Origin of the sequence: Acidipropionibacterium virtanenii (assembly GCF_003325455.1) — a bacterium.
Classification (GTDB): domain Bacteria; phylum Actinomycetota; class Actinomycetes; order Propionibacteriales; family Propionibacteriaceae; genus Acidipropionibacterium; species Acidipropionibacterium virtanenii.
The window spans coordinates 3,015,437-3,039,010 of record NZ_CP025198.1 but is presented as its reverse complement, the minus strand read 5'-3'; the positions used below and the strand labels follow the sequence as shown (position 1 = coordinate 3,039,010).

Annotated in this window: 15 protein-coding genes and 1 pseudogene; 10 read left to right on the top strand and 6 right to left on the bottom strand. The window is 68.1% G+C overall.

The window, feature by feature from the left end:
• Positions 1 to 189: 189 nt before the first annotated feature.
• Entirely contained in the window at positions 190 to 897 is a 708-nt protein-coding gene (locus JS278_RS14045; RefSeq protein ID WP_181833747.1) for an NPCBM/NEW2 domain-containing protein, read from the top strand.
• A gap of 9 nt (positions 898 to 906) precedes the next feature.
• Here JS278_RS14045 and nhaA read toward each other — a convergent pair whose 3' ends face one another.
• The gene (gene nhaA / locus JS278_RS14040; RefSeq protein ID WP_114045736.1) at positions 907 to 2,736 is read right to left on the bottom strand and encodes a Na+/H+ antiporter NhaA; all 1,830 of its coding nucleotides are present in this window, start codon (positions 2,734 to 2,736) and stop codon (positions 907 to 909) included.
• A gap of 357 nt (positions 2,737 to 3,093) precedes the next feature.
• The gene (gene dnaB, locus JS278_RS14035) at positions 3,094 to 4,449 is read right to left on the bottom strand and encodes a replicative DNA helicase (RefSeq protein WP_114045735.1); all 1,356 of its coding nucleotides are present in this window, start codon (positions 4,447 to 4,449) and stop codon (positions 3,094 to 3,096) included.
• 485 nt (positions 4,450 to 4,934) lie between these two features.
• Between dnaB and JS278_RS16835 the strand changes: the two genes are divergently transcribed.
• From JS278_RS16835 to JS278_RS14010, 5 genes and pseudogenes are all read left to right on the top strand, one after another.
• Positions 4,935 to 5,288: a metal-sensitive transcriptional regulator gene (locus JS278_RS16835; RefSeq protein ID WP_245935125.1), complete on the top strand. Its 354-nt coding sequence runs from the start codon at positions 4,935 to 4,937 to the stop codon at positions 5,286 to 5,288.
• 82 nt (positions 5,289 to 5,370) lie between these two features.
• Positions 5,371 to 5,835: pseudogene (locus JS278_RS14025) on the top strand (heavy-metal-associated domain-containing protein); the annotation flags it as partial.
• Positions 5,836 to 6,006: 171 nt separating this feature from the next.
• Complete coding sequence (locus JS278_RS14020; RefSeq protein WP_114045733.1) at positions 6,007 to 8,301, top strand: heavy metal translocating P-type ATPase; 2,295 nt, start codon at positions 6,007 to 6,009, stop codon at positions 8,299 to 8,301.
• Between the two features lie 483 nt (positions 8,302 to 8,784).
• The gene (locus JS278_RS14015; RefSeq protein ID WP_114045732.1) at positions 8,785 to 9,987 is read left to right on the top strand and encodes a septal ring lytic transglycosylase RlpA family protein; all 1,203 of its coding nucleotides are present in this window, start codon (positions 8,785 to 8,787) and stop codon (positions 9,985 to 9,987) included.
• A 341-nt stretch (positions 9,988 to 10,328) separates the two neighbouring features.
• Positions 10,329 to 10,793 (top strand): hypothetical protein, encoded by a 465-nt coding sequence (locus JS278_RS14010; RefSeq protein WP_114045731.1) that lies wholly within the window; start codon positions 10,329 to 10,331, stop codon positions 10,791 to 10,793.
• Positions 10,794 to 10,812: 19 nt separating this feature from the next.
• On the opposite strand, the gene JS278_RS14005 is transcribed toward JS278_RS14010, so the two are convergent.
• From JS278_RS14005 to JS278_RS13990, 4 genes are all read right to left on the bottom strand, one after another.
• Positions 10,813 to 11,823: a dihydroorotate dehydrogenase-like protein gene (locus JS278_RS14005; RefSeq protein ID WP_114045730.1), complete on the bottom strand. Its 1,011-nt coding sequence runs from the start codon at positions 11,821 to 11,823 to the stop codon at positions 10,813 to 10,815.
• Positions 11,824 to 11,901: 78 nt separating this feature from the next.
• Positions 11,902 to 15,501, bottom strand: a complete 3,600-nt coding sequence (gene nifJ / locus JS278_RS14000) for a pyruvate:ferredoxin (flavodoxin) oxidoreductase (protein ID WP_114045729.1) — start codon at positions 15,499 to 15,501, stop codon at positions 11,902 to 11,904.
• 29 nt (positions 15,502 to 15,530) lie between these two features.
• On the bottom strand, positions 15,531 to 17,339 hold the full coding sequence (locus tag JS278_RS13995) for an NAD(P)-binding protein (protein WP_245935124.1): 1,809 nt from the start codon (positions 17,337 to 17,339) through the stop codon (positions 15,531 to 15,533).
• A 270-nt stretch (positions 17,340 to 17,609) separates the two neighbouring features.
• Entirely contained in the window at positions 17,610 to 18,404 is a 795-nt protein-coding gene (locus JS278_RS13990) for a FadR/GntR family transcriptional regulator (protein ID WP_114045728.1), read from the bottom strand.
• Positions 18,405 to 18,835: 431 nt separating this feature from the next.
• Here JS278_RS13990 and JS278_RS13985 point away from each other — a divergent pair, with 431 nt between their 5' ends.
• The 4 genes from JS278_RS13985 to JS278_RS13970 are packed head-to-tail and all read left to right on the top strand — an operon-like array spanning position 18,836 to position 23,569.
• On the top strand, positions 18,836 to 20,527 hold the full coding sequence (locus JS278_RS13985) for an L-lactate permease (protein WP_114045727.1): 1,692 nt from the start codon (positions 18,836 to 18,838) through the stop codon (positions 20,525 to 20,527).
• A 27-nt stretch (positions 20,528 to 20,554) separates the two neighbouring features.
• Positions 20,555 to 21,352: a (Fe-S)-binding protein gene (locus JS278_RS13980; RefSeq protein WP_114045726.1), complete on the top strand. Its 798-nt coding sequence runs from the start codon at positions 20,555 to 20,557 to the stop codon at positions 21,350 to 21,352.
• Positions 21,353 to 21,356: 4 nt separating this feature from the next.
• Complete coding sequence (locus JS278_RS13975) at positions 21,357 to 22,892, top strand: LutB/LldF family L-lactate oxidation iron-sulfur protein (protein ID WP_114045725.1); 1,536 nt, start codon at positions 21,357 to 21,359, stop codon at positions 22,890 to 22,892.
• Entirely contained in the window at positions 22,892 to 23,569 is a 678-nt protein-coding gene (locus JS278_RS13970) for a LutC/YkgG family protein (RefSeq protein WP_114045724.1), read from the top strand. Before JS278_RS13975 ends, JS278_RS13970 begins: the two co-directional genes overlap by 1 nt.
• Positions 23,570 to 23,574 lie beyond the last annotated feature (5 nt).

Below are 23,574 nucleotides of genomic sequence, written 5' to 3'. Positions count from 1 at the left end.
GTCTCCGTTTTCCCCGTTGACCCAATATTCGGCCACGCCTCCCTGGATGTCTACACAGTGATGTCACCTCTCGGGAGGACCTGTCACCGGAACGGGTGACAGGTCTCCGATATCTGGTGCCGCCGAAGGGTGGAGCGTGGCCAGTAGTATTCGATGGCCAGGGGTGCATTTCAAGGCGAAGGAGACGAGATGAAGACGGACAGGATTCCTGGCCGGAGGGCGGCCGTGCTGGGGCTGGTGGCGCTGACGATGCTGTCGGTAGGGGGCTGCTCCTGGGGCCGGGCGGCGACTCCCGTGGCTCAGGCATCGGCTCCGGTCGCCGATCCCACCACTGCGGAGTCGACCGGCGCGCCGGAGCCGACTGATTCCCCGACTCCGGCCGACCCGTCCCTTGACGAATCCGCCACGGCCACGCCCAGTGACACGCCTTCATCGGGCGCTGCACCGGACACCGGAGTGGTGACGTACCTGTCGTCGATGGTGCCGGTCAAGGACGCAGGCAATATGGATGCCGGTGCCTTTGAGATCAGCGGCAAGCTCTACTCGAGTTCGGTGAGAACGAGCGTGAGCAAGTACAGCGACGGTCCGCCTGACTCGGACTTCTTGCTGGCCAGGACCTGCACCCGGCTGACGGCCACCCTCGGCATGGACGACCAGCAGAAGGACACCACTCCGGCCGTCGCCTCCGTCCTGGTGGATGGCAAGGTGGCTTTCACGAAGAAGATCGTCTATGGGACGGCCACCCCGCTGTCGCTCGACGTCACGAACGCTCTGCGGATCACGGTGCGCACCCAGTGGCTGGCTTCCGAGGACGGTAATGCGGACGCCTACGTCGTCTGGGGAGACGCCGGCGTCCAGTGCACCGGAGACCTTCCGACCCCCGACGCCGACTCCTGACGGCGGTGATCAGGCCCCGGCCAGCGCCTTCCGGGCTCCCAGCGTCAGGGTCAGACTGTTGGCCGCGGTGGAGACGCGCTCCCCGTCGAGATAGATCACCGGCTTCTCGGAGAGCTCGGAGCCTGCCAGATCCAGGCCGTCGTCGTCCACCCTCTCGCGGTCGGTCTGCCTCTCGATCCGCCGCTCGAAACGCCCCACGTCGAGCCCGATCCGCTCTGCCGCGTCATGCACCAGATCGAAATCGAGGGGGCCGCGGATGCCGAGCATCTCGTCATGCATCTGCCAGAACTTCCCCTGCGCGCCGGCCGCCTCCAGAGCCAGGGCGCCGGTCACCGCATTGTCGCTGTCGGCGGCGTGCCGCAGCACCACCCGCAGCTGGTCCCCGAGGGCCGCCCTGGTCTGGCTGATGGCGATCGCGGTCTGACGACGGTAGGTGTAGTTCATCGAGGCGTAGACCACCAGGGTGGCGGGCGCATCCACGGGCCCGCGGATGTGATCGGCCTCGGGATCGACGTCGCGGGCCAGGTGGGCGTCCGAGGGCGGGGGCAGCGGCTTGAACTTCTTCGACAGATGGAAGATCACCCACGACAGTCCCAGAGCCAGCAGGGATGCGGCGATGACGCCGACCCGGGCCTGGTCGACGGCGGTCGGATCGTCCAGGGCCATACCGGCCACCAGCAGTGAGATGGTGAATCCCATGCCGGACAGGGCCCCCACCCCGGCGATGCGCGGGCCGTCGAGCCCGGGCAGCCGGGAGCCGGGGGAGAGCTTGAGCACGAGCATCGACGCGGCGGTGATGCCGATCGCCTTGCCGGCCACCAGACCGGCGATGATGCCCCAGGTCAGCCTCGAGGTGAAGGCCGAGGAGAGGGCGTCGCCCGACAGCGCGACGCCGGCATTGGCCAGGGCGAAGAGCGGCACCACCAGATAGTTGACGTAGGGGGCGATGGCCGAGGACAGCCGCTGGTTCATCGGCACTGTGGAGGTGAGCGCCTCCCGGGCCCGCTTGGCCATGTCGGGCTGGGGAGCCTGATGGAAGAGGTCGAAGACCTGGGAGGCGGTCTGGAGATCGCTGCGCCTCAGCGGGTAGACCGGCATCAGCAGGGCGATGAGCACCCCGGCGAGGGTGGCATGGACCCCGGAGGCGAAGAAGCATCCCCAGGTGTAGATCGCCAGCATCAGGTAGGGCCCGACCCGCCACACGTTCGCCCGCTCCAGCAGCCAGACGCCGATCAGGCCGACGCCCGCCAGGGCCAGGGCGAGCAGGTTGAGATCCGTGGTGTAGAAGACGGCGATCACGGTCAGCGCCGCGATGTCGTCGATGACCGCCAGGGCCAGCAGGAAGACCCGCAGGCGCGGCGCATTCCGGGGCGCGACGACGGCCAGCATGCCGACCGCGAAGGCGGTGTCGGTGGAGATCACCGTTCCCCATGCGGAGGCGGTCTCGGCGCCGCCCTCGATGATCAGGAAGAGGGCCGCGGGGACGATCAGGCCGCCCAGCGCCGCGGCCACCGGCAGCACCGCCCGCCGCTTGGACCTCAGCTCCCCCAGGGCCAGATCGCGCCGCACGTCCAGACCGACCATGAAGAAGAAGATCGCCATGATTCCTTCGTCGACCCATTCGTGCAGGGTGAGCTCGAAGTCGAGGGAGCCGAGGATGAATCCGAAGTGGGAGTGCCAGAAGGTCTCGTAGCTCGACCCGACATTGGCCCACACCAGGGCCGCGACGGTGGCCAGGGCCAGCGCGACGGCCGCGTAGACGTCATTGGTGAGCCAGCGGTGGATCCTGATCGAGCGGCGCAGGGGCTGCAGATTCTGGTGCTCCGGATGATTCTCCATGGCCTTCTTTCACAAGGGGGCGTGCGACAACGGGGCGTGCAGGTGGCTCGCCGCGCCGGGACAGGGGCCAGCACACTGAATCCTGAGTCACTCCGTACGACCATCCCGGCGGCCATGACTCGCAGAGCGAGTCGAGCGACAGTCGCTGCGGTGAGGTCTGGCGGGTGCGAGACCGGGGACCGGGGACGAGCGGAAGAAGAATCGGCGCGAGAACGTGCCGTAACTCAGCTTATGTGAGCATCGGTACTCACCCAAGGGTTCCGCTGCGAGACGATTCACTCGCCCGAGGCGCGATTCCGACATGAACATCCCGGGAACGGGGCCTCCAGCGAGTGAAATGCGCGCGGGACTCGAGCCTCAGTGCTGCTGCATGTCGACGAAGCGGGAGTAGTGGCCCTGGAAGACCGTCGAGATGGTGGCGGTGGGGCCGTTGCGGTGCTTGGCGACGATGAAGTCGGCCTCCCCGGCCCGGGTGGACTCGCGGTCGTAGACGTCCTCGCGGTGCAGCAGGATGACGATGTCGGCGTCCTGCTCCAGAGAGCCGGACTCTCGCAGGTCACTCATCATGGGGCGCTTGTCGGTGCGCTGCTCGGGGCCTCGGTTCAGCTGGGACAGCGCGATCACCGGGATGCCGAGCTCCTTGGCGAGCAACTTGATCTGGCGGGAGAATTCCGAGACCTCCAGCTGGCGGGATTCCACCTGCTTGCCCGAACTCATCAGCTGCATGTAGTCGATGACGACGAGTTTCAGATCGTGCTGCTCCTTGAGCCGGCGCGACTTGGCGCGGATCTCCATCATCGTGAGGTTGGGGGAGTCGTCGATGAACAGCGGGGCCTGGGAGATCTGGGTGGTCTTGGCCACCAGACGCTGCCAGTCCTCCTCGTTGAGCTTGCCGCCGCGGATCCGCGACAGCTCGACCCCGGCCTCGGCCGACAGCAGTTTCATGACGATCTCGGAGTGGCCCATCTCCAGGGAGAAGATGGCCGACGTCAGCCCGTGCTTGATCGCCGCCGCGCGGGTGAAGTCCAGCGCCAGGGTGGACTTGCCCATCGCGGGGCGGGCGGCCACGATGATCATCTGGCCGGGCTGGAAGCCGTTGGTGAGATCGTCCAGATCGGCGAATCCGGTGGGGATGCCCGCCATCGAGTCGCCCCGGGCCTCGATCGCCTCCATCTCGTCGAAGGTCGACTCGAAGAGTTCGGACAGCGGGTGGTAGTCCTCGCTGGTCTTGCCCTCGGTCACCTCGTAGAGGGCCTGCTGGGCCTGGTCGACGATGTCGTTGACCTCGCCCTGGCCCTGATAGCCCATCTGGGCGATCCTGATCGACGCCTGCACCAGACGCCGCAGCACGGCCTTGTCGCGGACGATGGCGGCGTAGTAGGCGGCGTTGGCCGCCACCGAGACGCTGGAGAGCAGATCGGCCAGGTAGACGTGGCCGCCGCACTGCTCCAGCTGGCCCTGGCGCGACAGCTCGTCGGCCACGGTCACCGGGTCGGCGGGCTCGCCGCGGCCGTAGAGATCGAGGATCGCGTTGAAGACCATCTCATTGGCGGGACGGTAGAAGTCGCGCGGCTTGAGAATCTCAACGGCGTCGGCGATGGCCTCCTTGCTCATCAGCATGGCGCCCAGGACGCTCTGCTCGGCCTCGAGATCCTGCGGCGGGGTGCGGTCGATCCCGATCGGCCCCTGACCCGGCCCGGCAGGTTGTGACATCGAGCCTCCTTCGCGGGGCAAGTCTAGGGAGTCCTGCAAGATACAAGGAGTAGACGTCGGCGTGTGATTCTTGCACAGTTCGGGCTCGGGCGACAGTCGACGAAAGTCCAGATCCACACGAGTTGTCCACAACCCCTGTGGACAACGGCCGGATCGTTGTGGAGAGCTGGGGACAAGCTGGGTCAGAGCTGGGGAGAACTGCCCCGTCCCTGTTGACGACACGCCCAGAAATGTGCTTTGACAAGGTATTTCGCCGAAAGTCCAGAACCAGGTGGAAAGGATGCCCGGGCGCGGAAGGTCGTGAGGACGGCTCCCCGCCAGGGTGCGGAAAGTGGCTCTGCGGGCCGGTGATCCACACCCTCGCCGGACTTGTCCACAGGAGCGAAAGTCCCTGTGGGACAGCGTGTCGCATCCCTGGATCCTGTTGCCGGCCCGGGCTTGGCCCACCTACCCCCCAGGGGTATAGTCCCGGGTGGAGGTGGACAATGAGCGTGGACGAGACGACCTGCATCGCCTGCAACGCCGAGACCGGGTCTCCGGAGGAGGCCCAGCACGCGCAGCACGGCTATCTGGGCAACAAGGAGGCTCACCTGCGGCGTCTGCGCCGTATCGAGGGCCAGGTCCGCGGACTGGAGCGGATGGTCGATGACGAGAAGTACTGCATCGACATCCTCACCCAGATCTCGGCCGTCAGTTCGGCCCTCAAATCGGTTTCTCTGGAGCTCCTGTCCGAGCACATGAACCACTGCGTGGTCCGTGCCGCCCAGGCCGGTGGCCAGGAGGCCGAGGACAAGATCGCAGAGGCCAATCAGGCGATCGCTCGCCTCGTCCGGTCCTGAATGACCAGTCCGGTCCTGAATGACCAGTCCGCTCCTGAACGGCCGCGGTACTGAATCAACCAACACACCCGGGAGAACCCATATGAACAAGACCTACACGATCAACGGCATGACCTGTGAGCACTGCGTCAACTCGATCACCAAGGAGGTCTCGGCCGTCGACGGCGTCCAGGACGTGACCGTGTCCCTGGCCACCGGCTCGATGGACGTGTCCTCCGACGCCGAGATCGATTTCGCCAAGATCGCCGACGCCGTCGACGAGGCCGGTGACTACACCGTCGCCAGGGCCACCACCCTGGACACCGCCGGCCATCCGGGCGGCGAGTGCGGCTGCGGCGGCCACGGCCATCACCATTCTTCCGACGCCGCGGAGAAGCACGCCGCCCATTCCGAGGGCGAATCCTGCGGCTGCGGCCACCACCAGGAGGCCAAGGCCGAGTCCTGCGGCTGCGGCGGCCACGAGGGTCATCACCACTCTTCCGACGCCGCGGAGAAGCACGTCGCCCATTCCGAGGGCGAATCCTGCGGCTGCGGCCACCACCAGGCCGAGCAGCACTCCCACGTCCACGCCGCCGATGCCACTCAGGAGGCCGGACAGAAGCCGGGCCTGATCGGCAAGCTCCTCAACCACTGATCTCGGCCCTGCACAGCTGAATATCTGAACACCGCCCTCCCGGAGCCCGCCGCGGGCTCCGGGAGCGCTCCGGAAGGACTCCCGATGACTGTCACGAGCACTGACGGGCGGACCGCTGAGGCGCCCTCCTCCCGCCGGTCCATCGATCTGGACATTCAGGGCATGAGCTGCGCCTCCTGCGCCGCCCGCATCACCAAGAAGCTCAACAAGGTCGGCGGAGTCGACGCCACCGTCAACTACGCCACCGGTAAGGCCCACGCCCTGGCGCCGACCGAGATCACTCCCGACGACCTCATCACCGTCGTCGAGAACGCCGGCTACGGCGCCACCATCCCCACACCCGACTCCAGGCCCGTGGACCGGGCTGCCGAACTGCGCACCCGGCTCGTCGTCTCCGCGATTCTCTCGGTGCCGGTGATCGTGGTCTCCATGGTCCCCGCCATCCAGTTCCCCGGCTGGCAGTGGGTCGCCCTGGTGCTGGCCCTCCCGGTGGTGCTGTGGGGCGGCTTCCCCTTCCACCGTGCCGCCTGGACCAACCTCAAGCACGGCGCCACCACCATGGACACCCTCATCTCGATGGGCTCCCTGGCGGCCATGATCTGGTCGTTGTGGGCGATGATCTTCGGCCACGCCGGGATGATCGGCATGCGCCATGCCGCCAGCCTCACCCTCACCCGGGAGGCCGCGGGCTCGGCGATCTACTTCGAGGCGGCCTGCGGGGTCGTCACCTTCATCCTCGCCGGGCGCTACATCGAGGCCCGCAGCCGCCGCGAGGCCGGATCGGCGCTGGCCGCACTGGCCCAGATGGGCGCGAAGACCGTGCGCATCCTTGCTGACGACGGCACTGAGAGGGAGGCTCCCGTCGAAGCCCTGTCCGTCGGCGACCGGTTCGTCGTGCGGCCCGGGGAGAAGGTCGCCGCGGACGGCCTCGTCGTGGAGGGGGCGTCGGCCGTCGACGCCTCCGTGGTCACCGGCGAGTCCGTCCCCGTCGAGGTGACGCCGGGGACCCGCGTCGTCGGTGCTTCCGTCAACACCTCCGGACGGCTGGTGGTGGAGGCCACCGCCGTCGGCTCCGACACCCAGCTGTCCCAGATCGCCCGGCTCGTCGAACAGGCCCAGGTGGGCCGTTCGGCCACCCAGGACCTGGCGGACAGGGTCTCGGCGGTCTTCGTGCCGACCGTCATCGCGCTGGCCGTCGTCACTCTCGCGGTGTGGCTGCTGCTCGGCCAGGGCGCCACGGCCGCCTTCACCGCCGCGGTGGCGGTGCTCATCATCGCCTGCCCCTGCGCCCTGGGCCTGGCCACCCCGACCGCGCTGCTGGCCGGGACCGGACGCGGCGCCCGGATGGGCGTGCTCATCCGCGGCCCCGAGGCCCTGGAGCGCGCCCACGGCATCGACACCGTCGTGATGGACAAGACCGGCACCGTCACCACCGGGAGGATGAGCGTGGCCGGGCTGCTGGACCCCTCGGGGCAGCCGATGGACGACGAGTCGGCGGCACAGCTGCTGGCCGTCGGGGCGGCCCTGGAGACCGGCTCCGAGCACCCGATCGGTCGCGCCGTGGTGGAGGGGGCCCGCGAGACCGGGCTCGACGTCCCGGCCGTCACCGGATTCGAGGCCCTCGCCGGGGCCGGCGTGAGGGCCGAGATGGAGGGCTACGCCTGCATGGCCGGCAACCCCGCCCTGATGCGCGACGCCGGAGTCGACGTCCCGGCGGCCCTCGCCGCGGCCGTGGACGCCGCCTCATCCCAGGGGCGCACGGTCGTCATGGTCGCGGCGTCGGGGCAGCTGCTCGGCGCCCTGCTGGTCGCCGACACCGTCCGCGACACCTCTGCCGAGGCGATCTCCCGGCTGCACGCGGCAGGGGTGCGCACCGTCCTGCTCACCGGCGACAACGAGGGCGCGGCCCGCCACGTCGCCGCCCAGGTGGGCATCGACGAGGTGCATGCCGACGTCAGGCCCGCCGACAAGGTCGCGGTGATCAAGGAGCTGCAGGGGCAGACGGGAACGGGAGGACGGCCCCGCAAGGTCGCGATGATCGGCGACGGCGTCAACGACGCCGCCGCCCTGGCCGGGGCCGATCTGGGCGTCTCGATGGGGACGGGCACCGACGTCGCCATCGCCGCCAGCGACATCACCCTGACCCGGGGCGATCTGGGCCTGGCCGTCGACGCCCTCGGGTTGTCGCGGGCGACCCTGAGAACGATTCACCAGAACCTGTTCTGGGCTTTTGCCTACAACGTCGTCGCCATCCCGGTGGCGGCTCTGGGCTACCTCAACCCGATGGTCGCCGGCGCGGCGATGGCCTTCTCCTCGGTCTTCGTGGTGACCAACAGCCTGAGACTGACCCGTTTCCATCAGGAGATCCGTACCGTCTGATCGTTCCGACACCTGTCCGGACACGGCCCCACCCACCCACCCACGGCGCGTCAGACGCTTCTTCCTGACGCAGCGCCAGAGTCTGCACGCCGCGCCTGAAATACCTGGCGCGGCGTGCAGACTCTGGCGCTGCGTCGGTTCTGGGCGGTGGGAGAATCGGTTGTGGGCGGTGGGCAGTCCGGTCAGTGGGGACGCCGGGAAACCGGGGACCGGGAGGCAGGTCGGGGTTGAGGTGCCGGCCAGTTGCTGAGAGACTGAGGGGCGACCCTTCGAAGGGCCCTGAGATGCCGCTGCAGAGCGCATCGTGGGCCCTCCGTGTGGCCCTGTCAGTATCCCTGGGACAAGCGTTTCTGAACGATTCTCAGGATTTTTTTGGTTTTCTCGCGCAGATGCCGTAATCTGAGGCCGTCGCCGGCCCCCAGGGCCTCCGGCATCAAGTTCCCAGATACGTGGGCCCCGGCCCCCCGACGTCGAAGAAGTTGAATGTCTAAAGTAGTTGCCGCAGCCGTCGCAGGCGCCGTCACGCTCACCAGCGCAGGCGGCCTCACCATGGCCAAGGTCCTGGACCGCAACGATGTCACCATCACCATCGACGGCGTCACCCAGCAGACCAAGGTCAAGCCGGGCACCGTCGCCCAGGCCCTCCAGGCCCAGGGCATCACGGTGAATACCCACGATTCCGTCCAGCCCGCGCTGGGCACCCGGACCGCCGACGGCACGCGCATCGCCGTCAACTACGGTCGCAAGCTGACCGTCGATGTCGACGGCAAGAAGGTCACCCGTTGGACCACCGCCCGTTCGGTGAGCACGGCGCTGAGCCAGCTGAGTCTGGACGATCCGCTGAACGTCGTCTCGGTGAGCCGTTCGGCCGGGATCTCTCGCAAGGGACTGGACTTCGACGTCACCACCGCCAAGGACGTCAGCGTCACCGCCAAGGGCAAGAAGCATGCCGTGAAGCTCGTCGGCACCGTCGGCGACGCCCTGAAGAAGGCCGGCGTCCAGTACGACTCCGACGACCAGGTGAGCCACGGCCTCAACACCCCGCTCACCAAGGGCATGGCGATCACCTGGTCGCAGATCGACAAGAAGCAGACCACCAAGAAGATCTCGTTGGACTTCGACAAGAAGTCCGTCAAGGACGCCTCGATGGCCAAGGGCGACACGGAGATCACCACCAAGGGCGTCAACGGTGAGAACGTCGAGACCTGGCAGTTGATCTACAAGGACGGCAAGCTCGTCTCCCAGAAGAAGACGGCCACCAAGCAGACGAAGGCGCCGGTCACCCAGGTGACCAAGGTCGGCACGAAGGCCCCCTCGTCCAGCTCGTCCAGTTCCGGCTCGTCCTCCTCGTCGGGCTCCTCGTCATCGTCCTCGAGCGGTGACGGCAGCCCCCTGACCAGCGGCAACAGCTGCCAGGCCTCCACCTATGGCGAGGGCGACGGCACCGCCGGCGGCCCCACCGCGTCCGGGGAGACCTTCGACCCGTCGAAGATGACCGCGGCCCACAAGACCCTGCCGCTGGGAAGCGTCGTCAAGGTCACCAATCAGTCCAACGGAAAGACGGTCACGGTCCGGATCAATGACCGCGGTCCCTACATCGCCGGGCGCTGCCTCGACCTGTCGACCGCGGCGATGAGCGCCATCGGCGGGGACGGCGTGGCCACCGTCTACTACGCGGTCCAGTGACCCGCGCCTGATCCCGGCCAGCCGGACTGATCGGTCGATGACCTGATCAGTCGTCAATCATCAGCACGCCGCGGCCGCCCAGTTCCTGGGCGGCCGCGGCTGTTGCGTTCAGGATCGATGCGTTCCCGGGGGTTCCGAAGAGGGGCTCCAGACCTTCTGCCGGCTGTTCCAGACGGATCGGTTCGCCGGCCGGGCGGACGATCTGGGCGGAGGGCGCCCGTCCCCATGACGGGCGTCTGCGGATTGAACTGGCAGATGCACACGCTCGTACCATCCGCTGTGACCGGAGCCAGAGTATCCTGAGAGGTCCCCGGAAGACGCAACGAAGCGAGGTGAGGGGAATGACCATTGGTGAGTATTCAGGCGCACAGGATCTCGAGACACATGCCGATCAGTCGCCGCTCGGCGCGGTACTGGTCGCCAGATCCGGGCAGATCGAGGAGATCCTGGCGTGCGCCGGCGTCTCCAGGCCCCTGGGGTGGCACCAGGAGGCACTGGCCCCGGTCGTCACTGTCTATGTGCGCAAGGACTGGTGCTACTGCATCTCGGGGGCCGACGAGCAGGCCTGGCACGATGCCGAGGAGCGGATCTGCGCAGAGATCGGCTGGCCCGTGCGCCTGGTCGAGGTGACCACTTCGGGCGCCCAGGCGATGATCGGTCTCCAGGCGCTCAACGAGGCCGAACCCTGGCGCGACGGCGACCTGTCCTGGGCCCATGCCCTGGACCGCACGATGCGGGCGGGGCTCATGACCTGGGCGGATCTGGCCGCCCAGATGGAGTACCGGCTGCGCGCGACGGTCGGCTGAGAGGCTGATCGGCGGCCGGTCAGGCCCCGTAGGTGGACTTGGCCTTCTCCAGGGCGGCGACGTAGCCGTTGCGCTCGTACTCCGAGCTGGAGGCGTCGGCCGGCACGGCCAGCAGGCCGCGGGTCTGGTCGAGGGTCAGCTCCTTGCGGGCCAGCCACTCCTCCAGACCGTTGAGCAGGGCCCTGGCGTAGGAGGCGCCGTGGCGCACCAGCGAGGACGTCGTCATCACGACGTCGGCCCCGGCCAGCAGGTACTTGATGACGTCGTCGCTGGTCTCCACCCCCGACGTCGCCGCCAGGGAGGCGTGCAGGCGCCCCGACAGGCTGGCGATCCAGGTGAGCGGGATCCGGGAGTCGGACCGGTGGCTCAGCCACACCCCGGGGACCACCTCGAGCTTCTCGACGTCGATATCGGGCTGCAGGAACCGGTTGAACAGCACCAGGCCGTCGGCGCCAGCGGCGTCCAGCCGCGAGATCATGTTGCCCGGCGCCGAGAAGAACGGCGACAGCTTGACCGCCACCGGGATGCCGACGGCCTCGCGCACCGCCGTCACGATCTCGACGTGGCGCTCCTCCACCTCGGAGCCGGCCGTGCTGAGATCGCCGGGAACCATGTAGATGTTGCACTCCACGGCCGCCGCGCCGGCGTCCTGCATGCGGCGGGCGGTCTCCACCCAGCCGCCGTTGGTGGCCCCGTTGAGGGAGCCGATCACCGGGATGTCGACCGCCTTGGCGGAAGCCTCCAGATGGGCCAGGTACTCATTGGTGATGCCGCCCGCATTGCTGGTGACGGTCGGGAAGAAGGACAGCGATTCCGCGAAGGAGTCGGCGTACTCCAGCTCGATCTCGGCCTGACGGGCCTCCTCGTGGCGCACCTGCTCCTCGAACAGGGAGTACATGACGATCGCGCCGACGCCGGAATCGGCCAGGGCGCGGACGCCGTCGAGGTTCTGCTGGATGGGTCCGGCCGAGGCGACCAGCGGCGAACGCAGGCCAAGGCCGAGGTATGTGGTGCTCAGATCGACGCTCATTGATGTGCCTCTCGATAGATGTGACGAGTCGGGGCCGGGGGCCCGGGAACGGCGTCCCGGGCCCCCGGCGTGGCAGGCTCAGGCGCGCGTCGACGCGGCGGCGAACTCGGAGGTCCGAGCGTCGAAGGAGAACCTCTCGGCGCCGCGGGTGGCCATCTCCTCGTACTCCGCCCAGCGGCGCTCCACCGACCTCTGGTCCAGGTCGAGGAAGCGCTCGGCACCGTCCGGATCGGTCTTGGAGAGCATCTTGTAGCGCAGCTCGAGCTTCGCGTACTCGCGCCAGGTGACGTCGGGGCGGGGGGAGTCCAGCAGGAAGGGGTTGCGCCCCTCCTCAGCCAGCACCGGGTTGTAGCGCATCAGCGGCCAGTGCCCGCAGTGCACCGCCTTGTACTGCTGGTCCAGGCCGTTCTTGAGGTCGTAGCCGTGGGCGATGCAGTGGCTGTAGGCGATGATGAGGCTGGGGCCGGGGTAGGCCTCCGCCTCGCGGAAGGCCCGCAGGGTCTGCTGCGGGTCGGCGCCCAGGGCCACCCGGGCCACGTACACCGATCCGTAGGCGATGGCCTGCATGGCCATGTCCTTCTTCGAGGTGGGCTTGCCGGCGGTGGCGAATTTCGCCACCGCACCCATCGGCGTCGACTTGGAGGCCTGGCCGCCGGTGTTCGAGTACACCTCGGTGTCCAGCACCAGGATGTTGACGTCGCGGCCCGAGGCGAGCACGTGATCGACGCCGCCTGAACCGATGTCGTAGGCCCAGCCGTCGCCGCCGATGATCCACACCGAGCGGCGCAGCAGGTGATCGGCGACCGAGGCGAGATCGCGGACCTGCGGGGTCTGCTCCATGTCCGTCAGCATCGACTGCAGGGTGTGCACCCTCTCCTGCTGGGACTGCAGGTCGTGCTCGGTGAGCTGCGGGGCGTTCAGCAGCCCGTCGACCAGCTCGGGATCCAGCCCGTCGGACAGCTGCTTGAGGCGGGTCTCCGCCAGCCCGGACTGGACGTCGGCCGCCAGCCGCATGCCCAGGCCGAACTCGGCGTTGTCCTCGAACAGCGAGTTCGACCAGGCCGGGCCGCGGCCGTCGGCGTTCTTGCCCCACGGCGTCGTCGGCAGGTTGCCGCCGTAGATCGAGGAGCAGCCGGTGGCGTTGGCCACCTCGGCGCGGTCTCCGAAGAGCTGGCTGACCAGCTTGACGTAGGGGGTCTCGCCGCAGCCGGCGCAGGCCCCGGAGAACTCGAACAGCGGCTCCAGGAACTGGGTGCCGCGCACCGTGGCGAAATCGACGCGGGAGCGGTCGTTGACCGGAAGGGACTCGAAGAACTCGACGTTCTCGCGCTGCGTGGTCTTGTCCAGGTGCTCCTCGAGGTTGATCGCCTTGCGGTCGGGGTGGGCGGTCGGCTTGACCGGGCAGGCCTCCACGCACAGCCCGCAGCCGGTGCACTGGTCGGGCACGATCTGCAGGGTGTAGTTGGATTCGGGCAGGCCGGCCGCGTTCAGCGATGCCGTCTGGAAAGTACTCGGGGCGCCCTCCAGAGCGGACTGCGGGTAGTACTTCGAGCGGATGACGCCGTGCGGGCACACGAAGGCGCAGTTGCCGCACTGGATGCACTCGTCGGGATCCCACTCGGCGATGATGTCCGACAGCGTCCGCTGCTCGTACTTGGTGGTGCCGGCGGGGTAGGTGCCGTCATCGGGCACCTTGGAGACCGGCAGCAGGTCGCCGGCGCCCTCGATCAGCCGGGCCGTGACGTCCTTGACGAAATCGGGGGCGTCCGGGCGGACCGGCGCGGTGAGGCCGTGGGACGCGGTGACCCGGTCGGGCACCGTCACCTGCTGGAGGTGCTCCAGCGAGGCGTCGACGGCGGCGTGGTTCATCTCGACGATCTTCTGCGACTTCTTGCCGTAGGTCTTCTGGATCGAGTCCTTGATCTTGACGATCGCCTCGTCGCGGGGCAGCACACCCGAGATCGCGAAGAAGCAGGTCTGCAGGATGGTGTTGGTGCGGTTGCGCAGGCCCACCTTGCGGGCCACCGGCAGGGCGTCGATGGTCCACAGGCTGATCTTCTTGTCGATGATCTGGCGCTGGGCCGAATCGGGGATGTGATCCCAGATCTCGGAGGCGTCGTAGGGGGCGTTGAGCAGCACCGTGGTGCCCTCGTGCGCGGCCTTGAGGACGTCGATCGACTGCAGGATGTTGAAGTTGTGGACGCCGATGAAATCGGCCTGGTCCACGAAGTAGGGCGACTCGATCGGCTCGGGCCCGAATCGCAGGTGAGAGGTGGTCCGCGAACCCGACTTGCGGGAGTCGTACTCGAAGTAGCCCTGGGCGTAGGTTCCCGGCTCGGAGCCGAGGATCTTGATGGTGTTCTTGTTGGCGCCGACGGTGCCGTCCGAACCCATGCCGTAGAACAGGGCGCGCACCACCTTGGGACTCTCGATGTTGAGATGGTGCCAGGGCAGCGACAGGTGGGTGACGTCGTCGTCGATACCGACGGTGAAGCGGGGACGCGGATGGTCGAGTCCCAGCTCGTCGACGATGCCGGCCACCATGCCGGGGGTGAAGTCCTTCGAGGAGATGCCGTAGCGGCCGCCGGAGACGATCGGCATCGTCCGGCGGGTGCCGCGGGAGACGGCCTGCGAAAGTGCGCTCACCACGTCGAGGAAGAGCGGCTCGCCCTCGGAGCCGGGCTCCTTGGTGCGATCCAGCACCCCGACGGTGCGGGCCGTCTCGGGGATCGCCTTGACGATCTCGGAGGCCGGGAAGGGACGGAACAGCCGCACCAGCAGCAGGCCGACCTTGTGGCCCTCCTTGTTGAGGTGCTCGATGGTGTGCTGGACGGTCTTGGCGCCCGAGCCCATCGCCACGATGACCTGATCGGCCTCGGGATCGCCGTAGTACTCGACGAGGTTGTAACGGCGTCCGGTCAGCTCGGCGAACTGGTCGAGCAGTCCGGAGACGATGCCGGGCACCTTCTCGTAGTACTGGTTGGCGGCCTCACGGGCCTGGAAGTGGATGTCGGGGTTCTGCGCGGTGCCGCGGATGAACGGGTGGGCCGGCGACAGGGCGCGGTCGCGGTGGGCGTGCACCAGATCGTCGGTGATGAACTCGCGGATGTCGTCGTCCGACAGGGTCTCCAGCACGTTGAGCTCGTGAGAGGTGCGGAACCCCTCGAAGAAGTGCATGAAGGGGACCCGCGAGTGCATCGTGGCGGCCTGGCTGATGAGCGCCATGTCGTGGCACTCCTGGACGGTGGCCGAGCACAGCATCGCGAAGCCGGTCTGGCGGCAGGCCATCACGTCCTGGTGATCGCCGAAGATCGACAGACCCTGGGCGGCCAGCGAGCGGGCCGCCACATGGAAGACCGTGCTGGTGAGCTCACCGGCGATCTTGTACATATTCGGAATCATCAGGAGCAGGCCCTGGGAGGCCGTGAAGGTGGTGGTCAGCGCGCCGCCCTGGAGGGCTCCGTGGAGGGCGCCGGCCGCACCTCCCTCGGACTGCATCTCCATGACGGTGGGGATGTCTCCCCAGATGTTGGTCCGCTTCGCGGCGGACCACTCGTCGGCGGTCTCGGCCATCGGCGAGGAGGGGGTGATGGGGTAGATCGAGCAGAGCTCGTTGCAGCGGTATGCGACTGACGCGGCGGCGGTGTTGCCGTCGGCGATGATCCGGGTGCGTTCCATTTCTGGTTCTTCTCTCTTCGCTCTCGGGCTCAGTTCTGGGGGATGGTGTTGCCGGAGGCGGCCGACTGCTCCGCGGCCGCTCGTGCCGCGCCGTCGTAGTGCGCAGGACTGGGCTCGGGGCGGACCGCCCATCCCGGGGTGGGATTGCCGGCACCGGGGATCGACTCGATCGGGGTGCCCTCGGGCACCATCTGGATCGCGTGGACGGGGCACTGGTCGAAGCAGGTGGCGCAGCCGGTGCACTTGTTGTAGTCGTACTCGTAGCGGTGGCCGGGGCCGAGCTTGATGATGGCGTCCTCGGGGCAGGAGCCGAAGCACCCGTCGCACTCGAAGCAGTTGCCGCAGGACAGGCAGCGGCCGGCCTCGAAGTGCGCCTGGGTCTCGTCCAGGCCGCCGACCACCTCGTCGAAGTTGACGCGCTGGGTCGGATCGAGTTCGGGCTGGTGGCGGCGCATGTGATCGCCGAAGTACCAGAGGTTCAGGTCGTTGAATCCCACGACGGTGTCCTTGGGGGCCGGGTAGGACTCGTCGCGGCGCAGCCACCGGTCGATCTGGCGGGCGGCCCGCTTGCCGTGGCCGGTGCCCACCGTCACGGTGCGCTCGGAGGGGACGGTGTCGCCTCCGGCGAAGACGCCGGGGATATCGGTCATCAGGGTGGAGGGGTTGACGTCGACGACGTCGTTCTTGAACCGCATGCCGGGCAGCTTGTGGAGGAAGCCGGTGTCGGCCTCCTGCCCCAGGGCCAGGATGACGGTGTCGGCCTCGAGCTTCTCGAAACGGCCGGTGCCGTGCGGCTTGCCGTCCTCGTCGAGCTCCATCACCTCGACGGTGAGGTCGTCGCCGACGTCGGTGATGGTGCGCAGCCAGTTCATCTGGACGCCCTCGCGCTCGGCCTCCTCGCGCTCCTCGGAGTGGGCCGGCATCTGGTCGGCGGTGCGCCGGTAGACGACGATGGACTCCTCGGCGCCCAGCCGCTTGGCCACGCGGGCGGCGTCCATGGCGGTGTTGCCGCCGCCGTAGACGGCGACCCGGCGTCCGATGATCGGCTTCTCGCCGGAGCCGACCTGATGCAGGAAGCTCACGGCGTCGACCATCCGGGAGGCGTCCTGGTTGGGGATGTCGACGCGCTTGGACAGGTGGGCGCCGATGGCCACGAAGACGGCGTCGAAGCGTCCGGCGGCCTTCTCCTCGGCCAGGTCGGTGACGTTGTGGTTGAGGACGGTCTTGACGCCGATGTCGGCGAGCCGGCCGATCTCGGCGTCCAGCACCTCGCGGGGCAGCCGGTACTCCGGGATGCCGTAGCGCATCATGCCGCCGGCCGCGTCGCCGCCGTCATGGATCTCGACGTCGTGGCCCATCATGGCCAGGTGGTAGGCGGCCGACAGTCCGGCGGGGCCGGCGCCGATCACCAGGACGCGGTGGCCCGAGCGCGCCTCCGGCTTCTTGAAGGTCCAGCCCTTCTCGATGGCGACATCGCCCAGGTAGCGCTCCACGGAATGGATGGAGACGGCGCCGTCCAGGTCCGCGCGGTTGCAGGCCACCTCGCAGGGGTGGTAGCAGACGCGGCCGTGGATGGCGGGGAAGGGATTGTCGGCGGTGAGCTGGCGCCAGGCCCGCTCCTCGTCGTGGGCCTTGATGAGGCGCAACCACTCCTGGATGTTCTCCCCGGCGGGGCATCCGGCGTTGCACGGGGGAAGCATGTCCAGGTAGACGGGACGCCGAGATCTCACCGGGGCGACGCGCCCGGTGGTGGTCGCCAGATCCGGCCTGTGCGTGAGGTCCTGACGATCCGGTGCGGCGGCCGGACCTCCAGGGGTGATCGAAGTTTCCGTGGTCATGCCTGACTTCTCCCTCGTAGCGGCTGTGCCGACTGCTCTGTGGATCAATGCTGAGTCGTGGGTCGGGGCGCTGTGCGCCCGCGATTTTCAACTACACCAGATAGTAGACCCGGCCTGAGCGGACGTTCACACGGGGGTCCCATCAATGCAAATATGGGCATCAGGCCTTGCGAAAATGGGGTTGGAGGGCTGGCCGGGGAGGGGCCGGAAACCGGGGGATGACGCTTAGCCGGATGGGACGTCGGTGGGGAGCCGGGATTGGGCGGGACGTCAGTCCATGCCGTACAGGAGTTTCTGATAGGCGACCCGGATGTGCTCCTCACTCACCTGGGCGGCCCTGTCCGCGTCCCCGTCGGAGATGGCCTCCAACATCTGCCCGTGCTGGGTGACGAGCATCTCGCGCAACGCGGGCCAGCTCGTCAGGGTGTGCTCCGCCACGCTGATCGGGGTCTCCACGGACTTGCGGATCGCCACCGTGAGGTCGCTCATCAGGATGTTGTCGCCCGCTTCGGCCAGAGCCACGTGGAAGGCCGTGTCCAGCTCGTTGAACAGGTCGGGGTTCTCCACGGAGCGCATCTGTTCGAGCAGCTTCGCGGCCTCGGCCAGTGGCCTGGGCTCACGACGTCTGGCAGCCGCTGCGCACGCCGCACGCTCCAGGGCGACCCGGGTCTCGGTGAGGTCGGCGAAGGAGACGACATCCAGGGCCAGCTGGAGGCGCAGGATCCGCCCGATCGCGTTGCTGGGCCGCGCCTGGACGCGGGTGCCGTTGCCCCGCCCGGTTCCCGACACGAGGATCCCCTGGGCCTGGAGCACCCGGATCGCCTCCCGGACCGCACCGCGGCTCACCCCCAGCCGGGTGGCCAGATCGCGTTCGGCGGGAAGCCGGGTGCCGTTGGCGTAGACGCCGGTGAGGATCTGGGAGTCGATGAAGCTCAACGCCACATCGAATCCACGGTAGGTGCGGACGTCCTCGCCCGCGGCCTCGGGTTCGGCGCCGATACCCTCCTCGATGTCAGTGGCGCGGTTGAGGACATCGTCATCTCGTCCGTCTCCGCGTGCTGTCATCACTGTCCGCCTCCGCTCGTGCCGGAGCGGCCGACCCGGGGTGCTGGGGGGGCGCGGCCGCGACCGGCGATCGTACCGCCCATTGTGGCCCTTCGGCGGGGTCCGGTGCTGGACGGCGCACAGCTTACGCATCAGAACCGGGTCCCCACCCGGCTGAGCGAGCGCTTCCCGGGCCGGATTTCAACACTGTCGAATTAAGCACCCTGATCCGCACGTAAATGGCGCCCTCCGGGAGATTCAGAGGCGGGCGATGATCATCGATGAACGAAGGCTCATCTCGCCCGAACTGCCATGCACGAAGTTCTTGACGCTGCGCGCGGCTACGACGTACTGTAGTGGTTTGGTAGGACCAATGCTCACACGCCGGGGGCTTCGGGACCCGCCATACGCACCCATGACCCCTACTCGTACGGCGGAACAACGGAGTTTCGATGGTTCTTCTCGAGGCCTTCAGGCCTGATACCAACCCCCTGGGGCGCCAGTGGCTGTCCGCCCTGGTCGCCTTCCTGCCCGTGCTGGCCATGCTCATCACGCTGGGCGCGCTCAAGTGGAAGGCCCACTGGGCCGGCATCTTCTCCTGGGCGGTGGCCCTGGTCGTTGCGATCACGGCCTTCAAGATGCCGTTCGGCATGGCATTCTCCAGCAGCGTCCAGGGTTTCCTCTACGGCATCCTTCCGATTGTCGCGATCCTCGTCGCCGCGATCTGGATGTACCAGCTGACGGTGGTCTCCGGACGTTTCGACGACCTGCGCAAGACCTTCTTCCTCATCAGCGACGACCCGCGCGTGCTGGGCATCCTCATCGCCTTCTGCTTCGGCGGCCTGCTGGAGGCCCTCGCCGGCTTCGGCGCCCCCGTGGCGATCGCCGCCGCCATGCTCATCGGCATCGGCTTCGGCAAGCTGCGCGGCGCCGTCACCGCCCTGGTCGCCAACACCGTCCCGGTCGCCTTCGGCGCGGTCGGGCTGCCGGTGCTCCAGGCCGCCAAGACCTCCGGTCTGGACGTCCTCGACGTCGCCCCGGTCTCCGCCCGGATCTGCGCGCTGCTCTGCCTGGTGGTGCCCTTCCTGATGCTGGCCATCATGGACGGCAAGAAGGGCGTGGTGCAGGTGTGGCCCTTCGGCCTGTTCTGCGGCATCGTCTTCGGCGCCACCAAGTGGGTCGTCGCCTCGACCGCCCTGTACAACCTCACCGAGATCTTCGCCGCCATCATCACCGTGGCCCTGGCGATGCTCTTCCTGAAGTTCTGGAAGCCCCAGGGCGGTCACGAGGCCGCCACCCGGATCGGCATTCCGATGGACTCCTCCATCGAGACCGAGGCCGTCGAGGCCGAGCACGTCGACACCTCCGACCTCACCGGCAAGAAGATCATGATGGCCCTGGTGCCCTACATCCTGGTGATCGTCGTCTTCGCCGTCGCAGCCGTCCCGGCCGTCAAGGGGGTGCTCGCCAAGGCGGACTTCGCCATGAAGTGGCCGCTGCTGTCGGGCAACCTGCTCAACGCCGCCGGAGAGGCCGCCGGCCACCAGACCTACACCTGGCAACTGACGTCGCAGCCGTGGTTCCTGCTGGCCATCGTGGCCATCCTGGTGGGTCTCATCTACCGGATGTCGTTCGGTGCGATCTTCAAGGAGCTGTGGGCCAACATCGTCAAGATGAAGTTCTCGGCCCTGACCATCGGCATGGTGGTCGCCCTGGCCTACGTGATGGGCGACTCGGGCCAGACCCTGGCCCTGGGCCTGTTCATCGCCGGCGCCGGTGCGGTCTACCCCTTCCTGGCCCCGTCGCTGGGCTGGATCGGCACCTACGTCACCGGCTCCGACACCTCGGCCAACATCCTCTTCTCGAACCTGCAGTCGACCGTCGGTCAGCAGATCGGCCAGGGCAGCTACCTGGGCGTCGACGGCATGCGCCACCTGCTGGTCGGTACCGGTGCCGCCGGCGGCGTCGTCGGCAAGATGATCTCCCCCCAGTCGCTGACCGTGGCCGCCACCGCCATCGGCCTGATGGGTGGGGAGTCGATCATCCTGCGCAAGGTGTTCAAGTACTCGATCCTGCTGATCGTGCTGATGTGCATCCTGGCCGGACTCATGTCCACGCCCGTGCTGGCGTGGATCCTGCCCTGATCGTCCCGACAACCGGAGGTAACTCTCATGACAACAACCACTGCCCCCCACAGCGGTGCGGCCGCCGCGCCGGGACGACCCGGCGCCGGGATGACGGTCGGGCTGTTCATCACCTGCATCAATGACGTCATGTTCCCCCAGACGGGACAGGCCGTCGTCAAGATCCTCGAGCGCCTCGGCTGCTCGGTGGAATTCCCCAAGGCTCAGACCTGCTGCGGCCAGATGACCACCAACTCGGGCTATTTCGACGAGTCGATCCCCGCCGTCAAGCAGTACGTCAAGGCCTTCTCCGGCTATGACTACGTGGTGGCGCCGTCGGGATCGTGCACCGGCGCGGTCCGCGAGCAGCATCCGATGCTGGCCCGCCACACCGGGGACAAGGGCCTGATCCGCGAGGTCGACGAGGTGAGCTCGAAGATCTTCGATCTGCCCGAGTTCCTCGTCGACGTGCTGGGGGTCGACGACGTCGGCGGCTACTTCCCGCACCGCGTCACCTACCATCCGTCCTGCCACGGTCTCCGTTTCATCAAGCTCGGCGACAAGCCCTACCGGCTGCTGAGCCACGTCAAGGGCATGACGATGGTGCCGCTGCCGGCCGACGAGCAGTGCTGCGGATTCGGCGGCACCTTCTGCGTCAAGAACCCCGACATGAGCGCCGCGATGGCCAATGACAAGGCCCGCCACGTCCGTGAGACGGAGGCCGAGTACGTGGTCGCCGGCGACAACTCCTGTCTGCTGAACATCGGCGGGGTGCTGTCCCGCCAGAACTCGGGCGTCAAGGCCATCCACCTGGCCGAGATCCTGGCCAACACCGAGGAGGACTGACGACATGGGTACCGAACTGCGTCGTATCACCGAGGGCAATCATGGCGTCGCCCGTCTGACCCCCGCTCCGGACAACGGCGGCACCTTCCTGGGAATGCCGAAGTTCCAGAAGGCGGTCAAGACCGAGCTGGAGCTGAGTGTCCAGCGCAAGAACATGCGCAACGCCACCACCACGATCCGCAACAAGCGGGCCCTGCGCGTCTCCGAGTCCCCGGACTGGGAGGAGCTGCGCGACGCCGCCACCGCGATCAAGAACCGGGTCTCGCGGCACCTGGACTACTACCTCGAGGAGGCCGAGAAGAACCTGGAGGCCCACGGCGTCCACGTCCACTGGGCCCGTGACGGCGAGGAGGCCAACCGGATCGTCGCCGAGATCGCCAAGGCCAAGGGCGTCGACGAGGTGGTGAAGATCAAGTCGATCACCACCCAGGAGACCGACCTCAACGAGTACCTGGAGGAGCAGGGGATCGCGGCCTGGGAGACCGACCTGGCGGAGCTGATCGTCCAGCTCGGCCACGACCGTCCCTCCCACATCGTGGTGCCGGCCATCCACCGCAACCGTGCCGAGGTGCGCGAGATCTTCCTGCGGGAGATGAAGAACTACGGGCGCCCCGCCCCCGAGGACGTCTCGGAGAACCCGCCGGAGCTGGCCGGCGCGGCGCGGCTGCACCTGCGTGAGAAGTTCCTGCGCGCCAAGATGGCGGTCTCCGGCGGCAACTTCGTGTGCGCCGACACCGGCTCCCTGGTGATCGTGGAGTCCGAGGGCAACGGCCGGATGTGCCTCACCCTGCCCGACACCCTGGTGTCGATGGTGGGCATCGAGAAGGTGCTGCCGAGCTTCGACGACCTGGAGGTCTTCCTCAAGCTGCTGCCCCGCTCGGCCACCGGCGAGCGGATGAACCCGTACAACTCCGTGTGGAGCGGCGTCACCGAGGGCGACGGCCCCCAGGAGCAGCACGTCATCTTCATGGACAACGGCCGCACCGACGTGCTGGCCGACAAGGTGGGACGCGAGGTGCTGCGATGCATCCGCTGCGCCTCCTGCATCAACACCTGCCCGGTCTACGAGAGGGCCGGCGGTCACGCCTACGGCTCGGTCTACCCGGGCCCGATCGGCATCAGCCTCACCCCGCAGCTGCGCGGGGTCGACGATCCGGTGGATCGCGGCATGCCCTACGCCTGCTCGCTGTGCGGGGCCTGCAATGATGTGTGCCCGGTGAAGATCCCCTTCACCGACATCATCCTGCACCTGCGCAACCGGGTGGCCGACGCCGAGAAGGCCGACCGCTTCGGCCACGACGCCGAGGGCACCGTGGAACGCAACCTCATGAAGACGGCCGGCTGGATCTTCGGAAGCGCCAAGCGCTTCGAGGGCGTCCAGATGGCCACCCGCGGTGCCGGCAAGGCGCTGCGCGGCAAGCCGCTGGGGCCGATCCCGGTGCCGGTGGCCGAGCGCTGGTTGAAGTATCGCGACGTCGAGGCGCCGCCCACCGAGACCTTCCGCAGCTGGTGGAAGAAGAACCGACAGGAGGGCAAGTGATGAGCACCGCCCAGGAGGCCGCGGCCCGCACCGAGATTCTGGCCAGGATCCGCCGGGCGACCGCCGACATCACCGACAAGAACCCCGAGACCGATGTCCCGATCGACTGGGAGTACGGCACCGGCATCGAGATGGACGACGTCGTCGGCACCTTCGTGCAGAAGGTCATCGACTACTCCGCCACCGTGGTGCGGGTGAAGGCCGTCGACGTGCCGCAGGCAGTCATCGACGGGCTGCGGGCCACCGGAGCGCGAATGAGCGCGGCGGTTCCCCCCGGCCTGGACTCCGACTGGATCTACGCCATCCGGGCCGCCGGCCTGGATGCCCGGGTGGATGATCCGCAGCTGAGCAAGGAGACCCTCAACGAGACCGAGGCCGTCGTGACGGCCTCGGCCGCCGGGGTCGCCGACACCGGCACGATCGTGCTCACCCACATCGCCGACCAGGGACGCCGGGCGTTGACCCTGGTGCCCGACCGCCATGTGTGCGTGGTCCGGGCCTCCCAAGTGGTCTCCGACGTGCCCGAGGCGATGCAGATCGTCAAGCCCGCCGTCCTGGAGGGCCACCCGCTCACCTGGATCTCCGGCGGGTCGGCGACCAGCGACATCGAGCTGTCGCGGGTCGACGGGGTGCACGGACCCCGCACGCTCTACGTGATCGTGGTCGACGACGCCTGATCGCT

What these genes read in the sequence shown, in the direction of transcription:
- JS278_RS14015 (WP_114045732.1), top strand. Translation starts at nt 8,785, where the DNA reads ATGTCTAAAGTAGTTGCCGCAGCCGTCGCAGGCGCCGTCACGCTCACC.
- JS278_RS14010 (WP_114045731.1), top strand. Translation starts at nt 10,329, where the DNA reads ATGACCATTGGTGAGTATTCAGGCGCACAGGATCTCGAGACACATGCC.
- JS278_RS13975 (WP_114045725.1), top strand. Translation starts at nt 21,357, where the DNA reads ATGGGTACCGAACTGCGTCGTATCACCGAGGGCAATCATGGCGTCGCC.
- JS278_RS13980 (WP_114045726.1), top strand. Translation starts at nt 20,555, where the DNA reads ATGACAACAACCACTGCCCCCCACAGCGGTGCGGCCGCCGCGCCGGGA.
- JS278_RS14020 (WP_114045733.1), top strand. Translation starts at nt 6,007, where the DNA reads ATGACTGTCACGAGCACTGACGGGCGGACCGCTGAGGCGCCCTCCTCC.
- nhaA (WP_114045736.1), bottom strand. Translation starts at nt 2,736, where the DNA reads ATGGAGAATCATCCGGAGCACCAGAATCTGCAGCCCCTGCGCCGCTCG.
- dnaB (WP_114045735.1), bottom strand. Translation starts at nt 4,449, where the DNA reads ATGTCACAACCTGCCGGGCCGGGTCAGGGGCCGATCGGGATCGACCGC.
- JS278_RS13985 (WP_114045727.1), top strand. Translation starts at nt 18,836, where the DNA reads ATGGTTCTTCTCGAGGCCTTCAGGCCTGATACCAACCCCCTGGGGCGC.
- JS278_RS14005 (WP_114045730.1), bottom strand. Translation starts at nt 11,823, where the DNA reads ATGAGCGTCGATCTGAGCACCACATACCTCGGCCTTGGCCTGCGTTCG.
- JS278_RS13990 (WP_114045728.1), bottom strand. Translation starts at nt 18,404, where the DNA reads ATGACAGCACGCGGAGACGGACGAGATGACGATGTCCTCAACCGCGCC.
- JS278_RS13970 (WP_114045724.1), top strand. Translation starts at nt 22,892, where the DNA reads ATGAGCACCGCCCAGGAGGCCGCGGCCCGCACCGAGATTCTGGCCAGG.
- nifJ (WP_114045729.1), bottom strand. Translation starts at nt 15,501, where the DNA reads ATGGAACGCACCCGGATCATCGCCGACGGCAACACCGCCGCCGCGTCA.
- JS278_RS16835 (WP_245935125.1), top strand. Translation starts at nt 4,935, where the DNA reads ATGAGCGTGGACGAGACGACCTGCATCGCCTGCAACGCCGAGACCGGG.
- JS278_RS14045 (WP_181833747.1), top strand. Translation starts at nt 190, where the DNA reads ATGAAGACGGACAGGATTCCTGGCCGGAGGGCGGCCGTGCTGGGGCTG.
- JS278_RS13995 (WP_245935124.1), bottom strand. Translation starts at nt 17,339, where the DNA reads ATGACCACGGAAACTTCGATCACCCCTGGAGGTCCGGCCGCCGCACCG.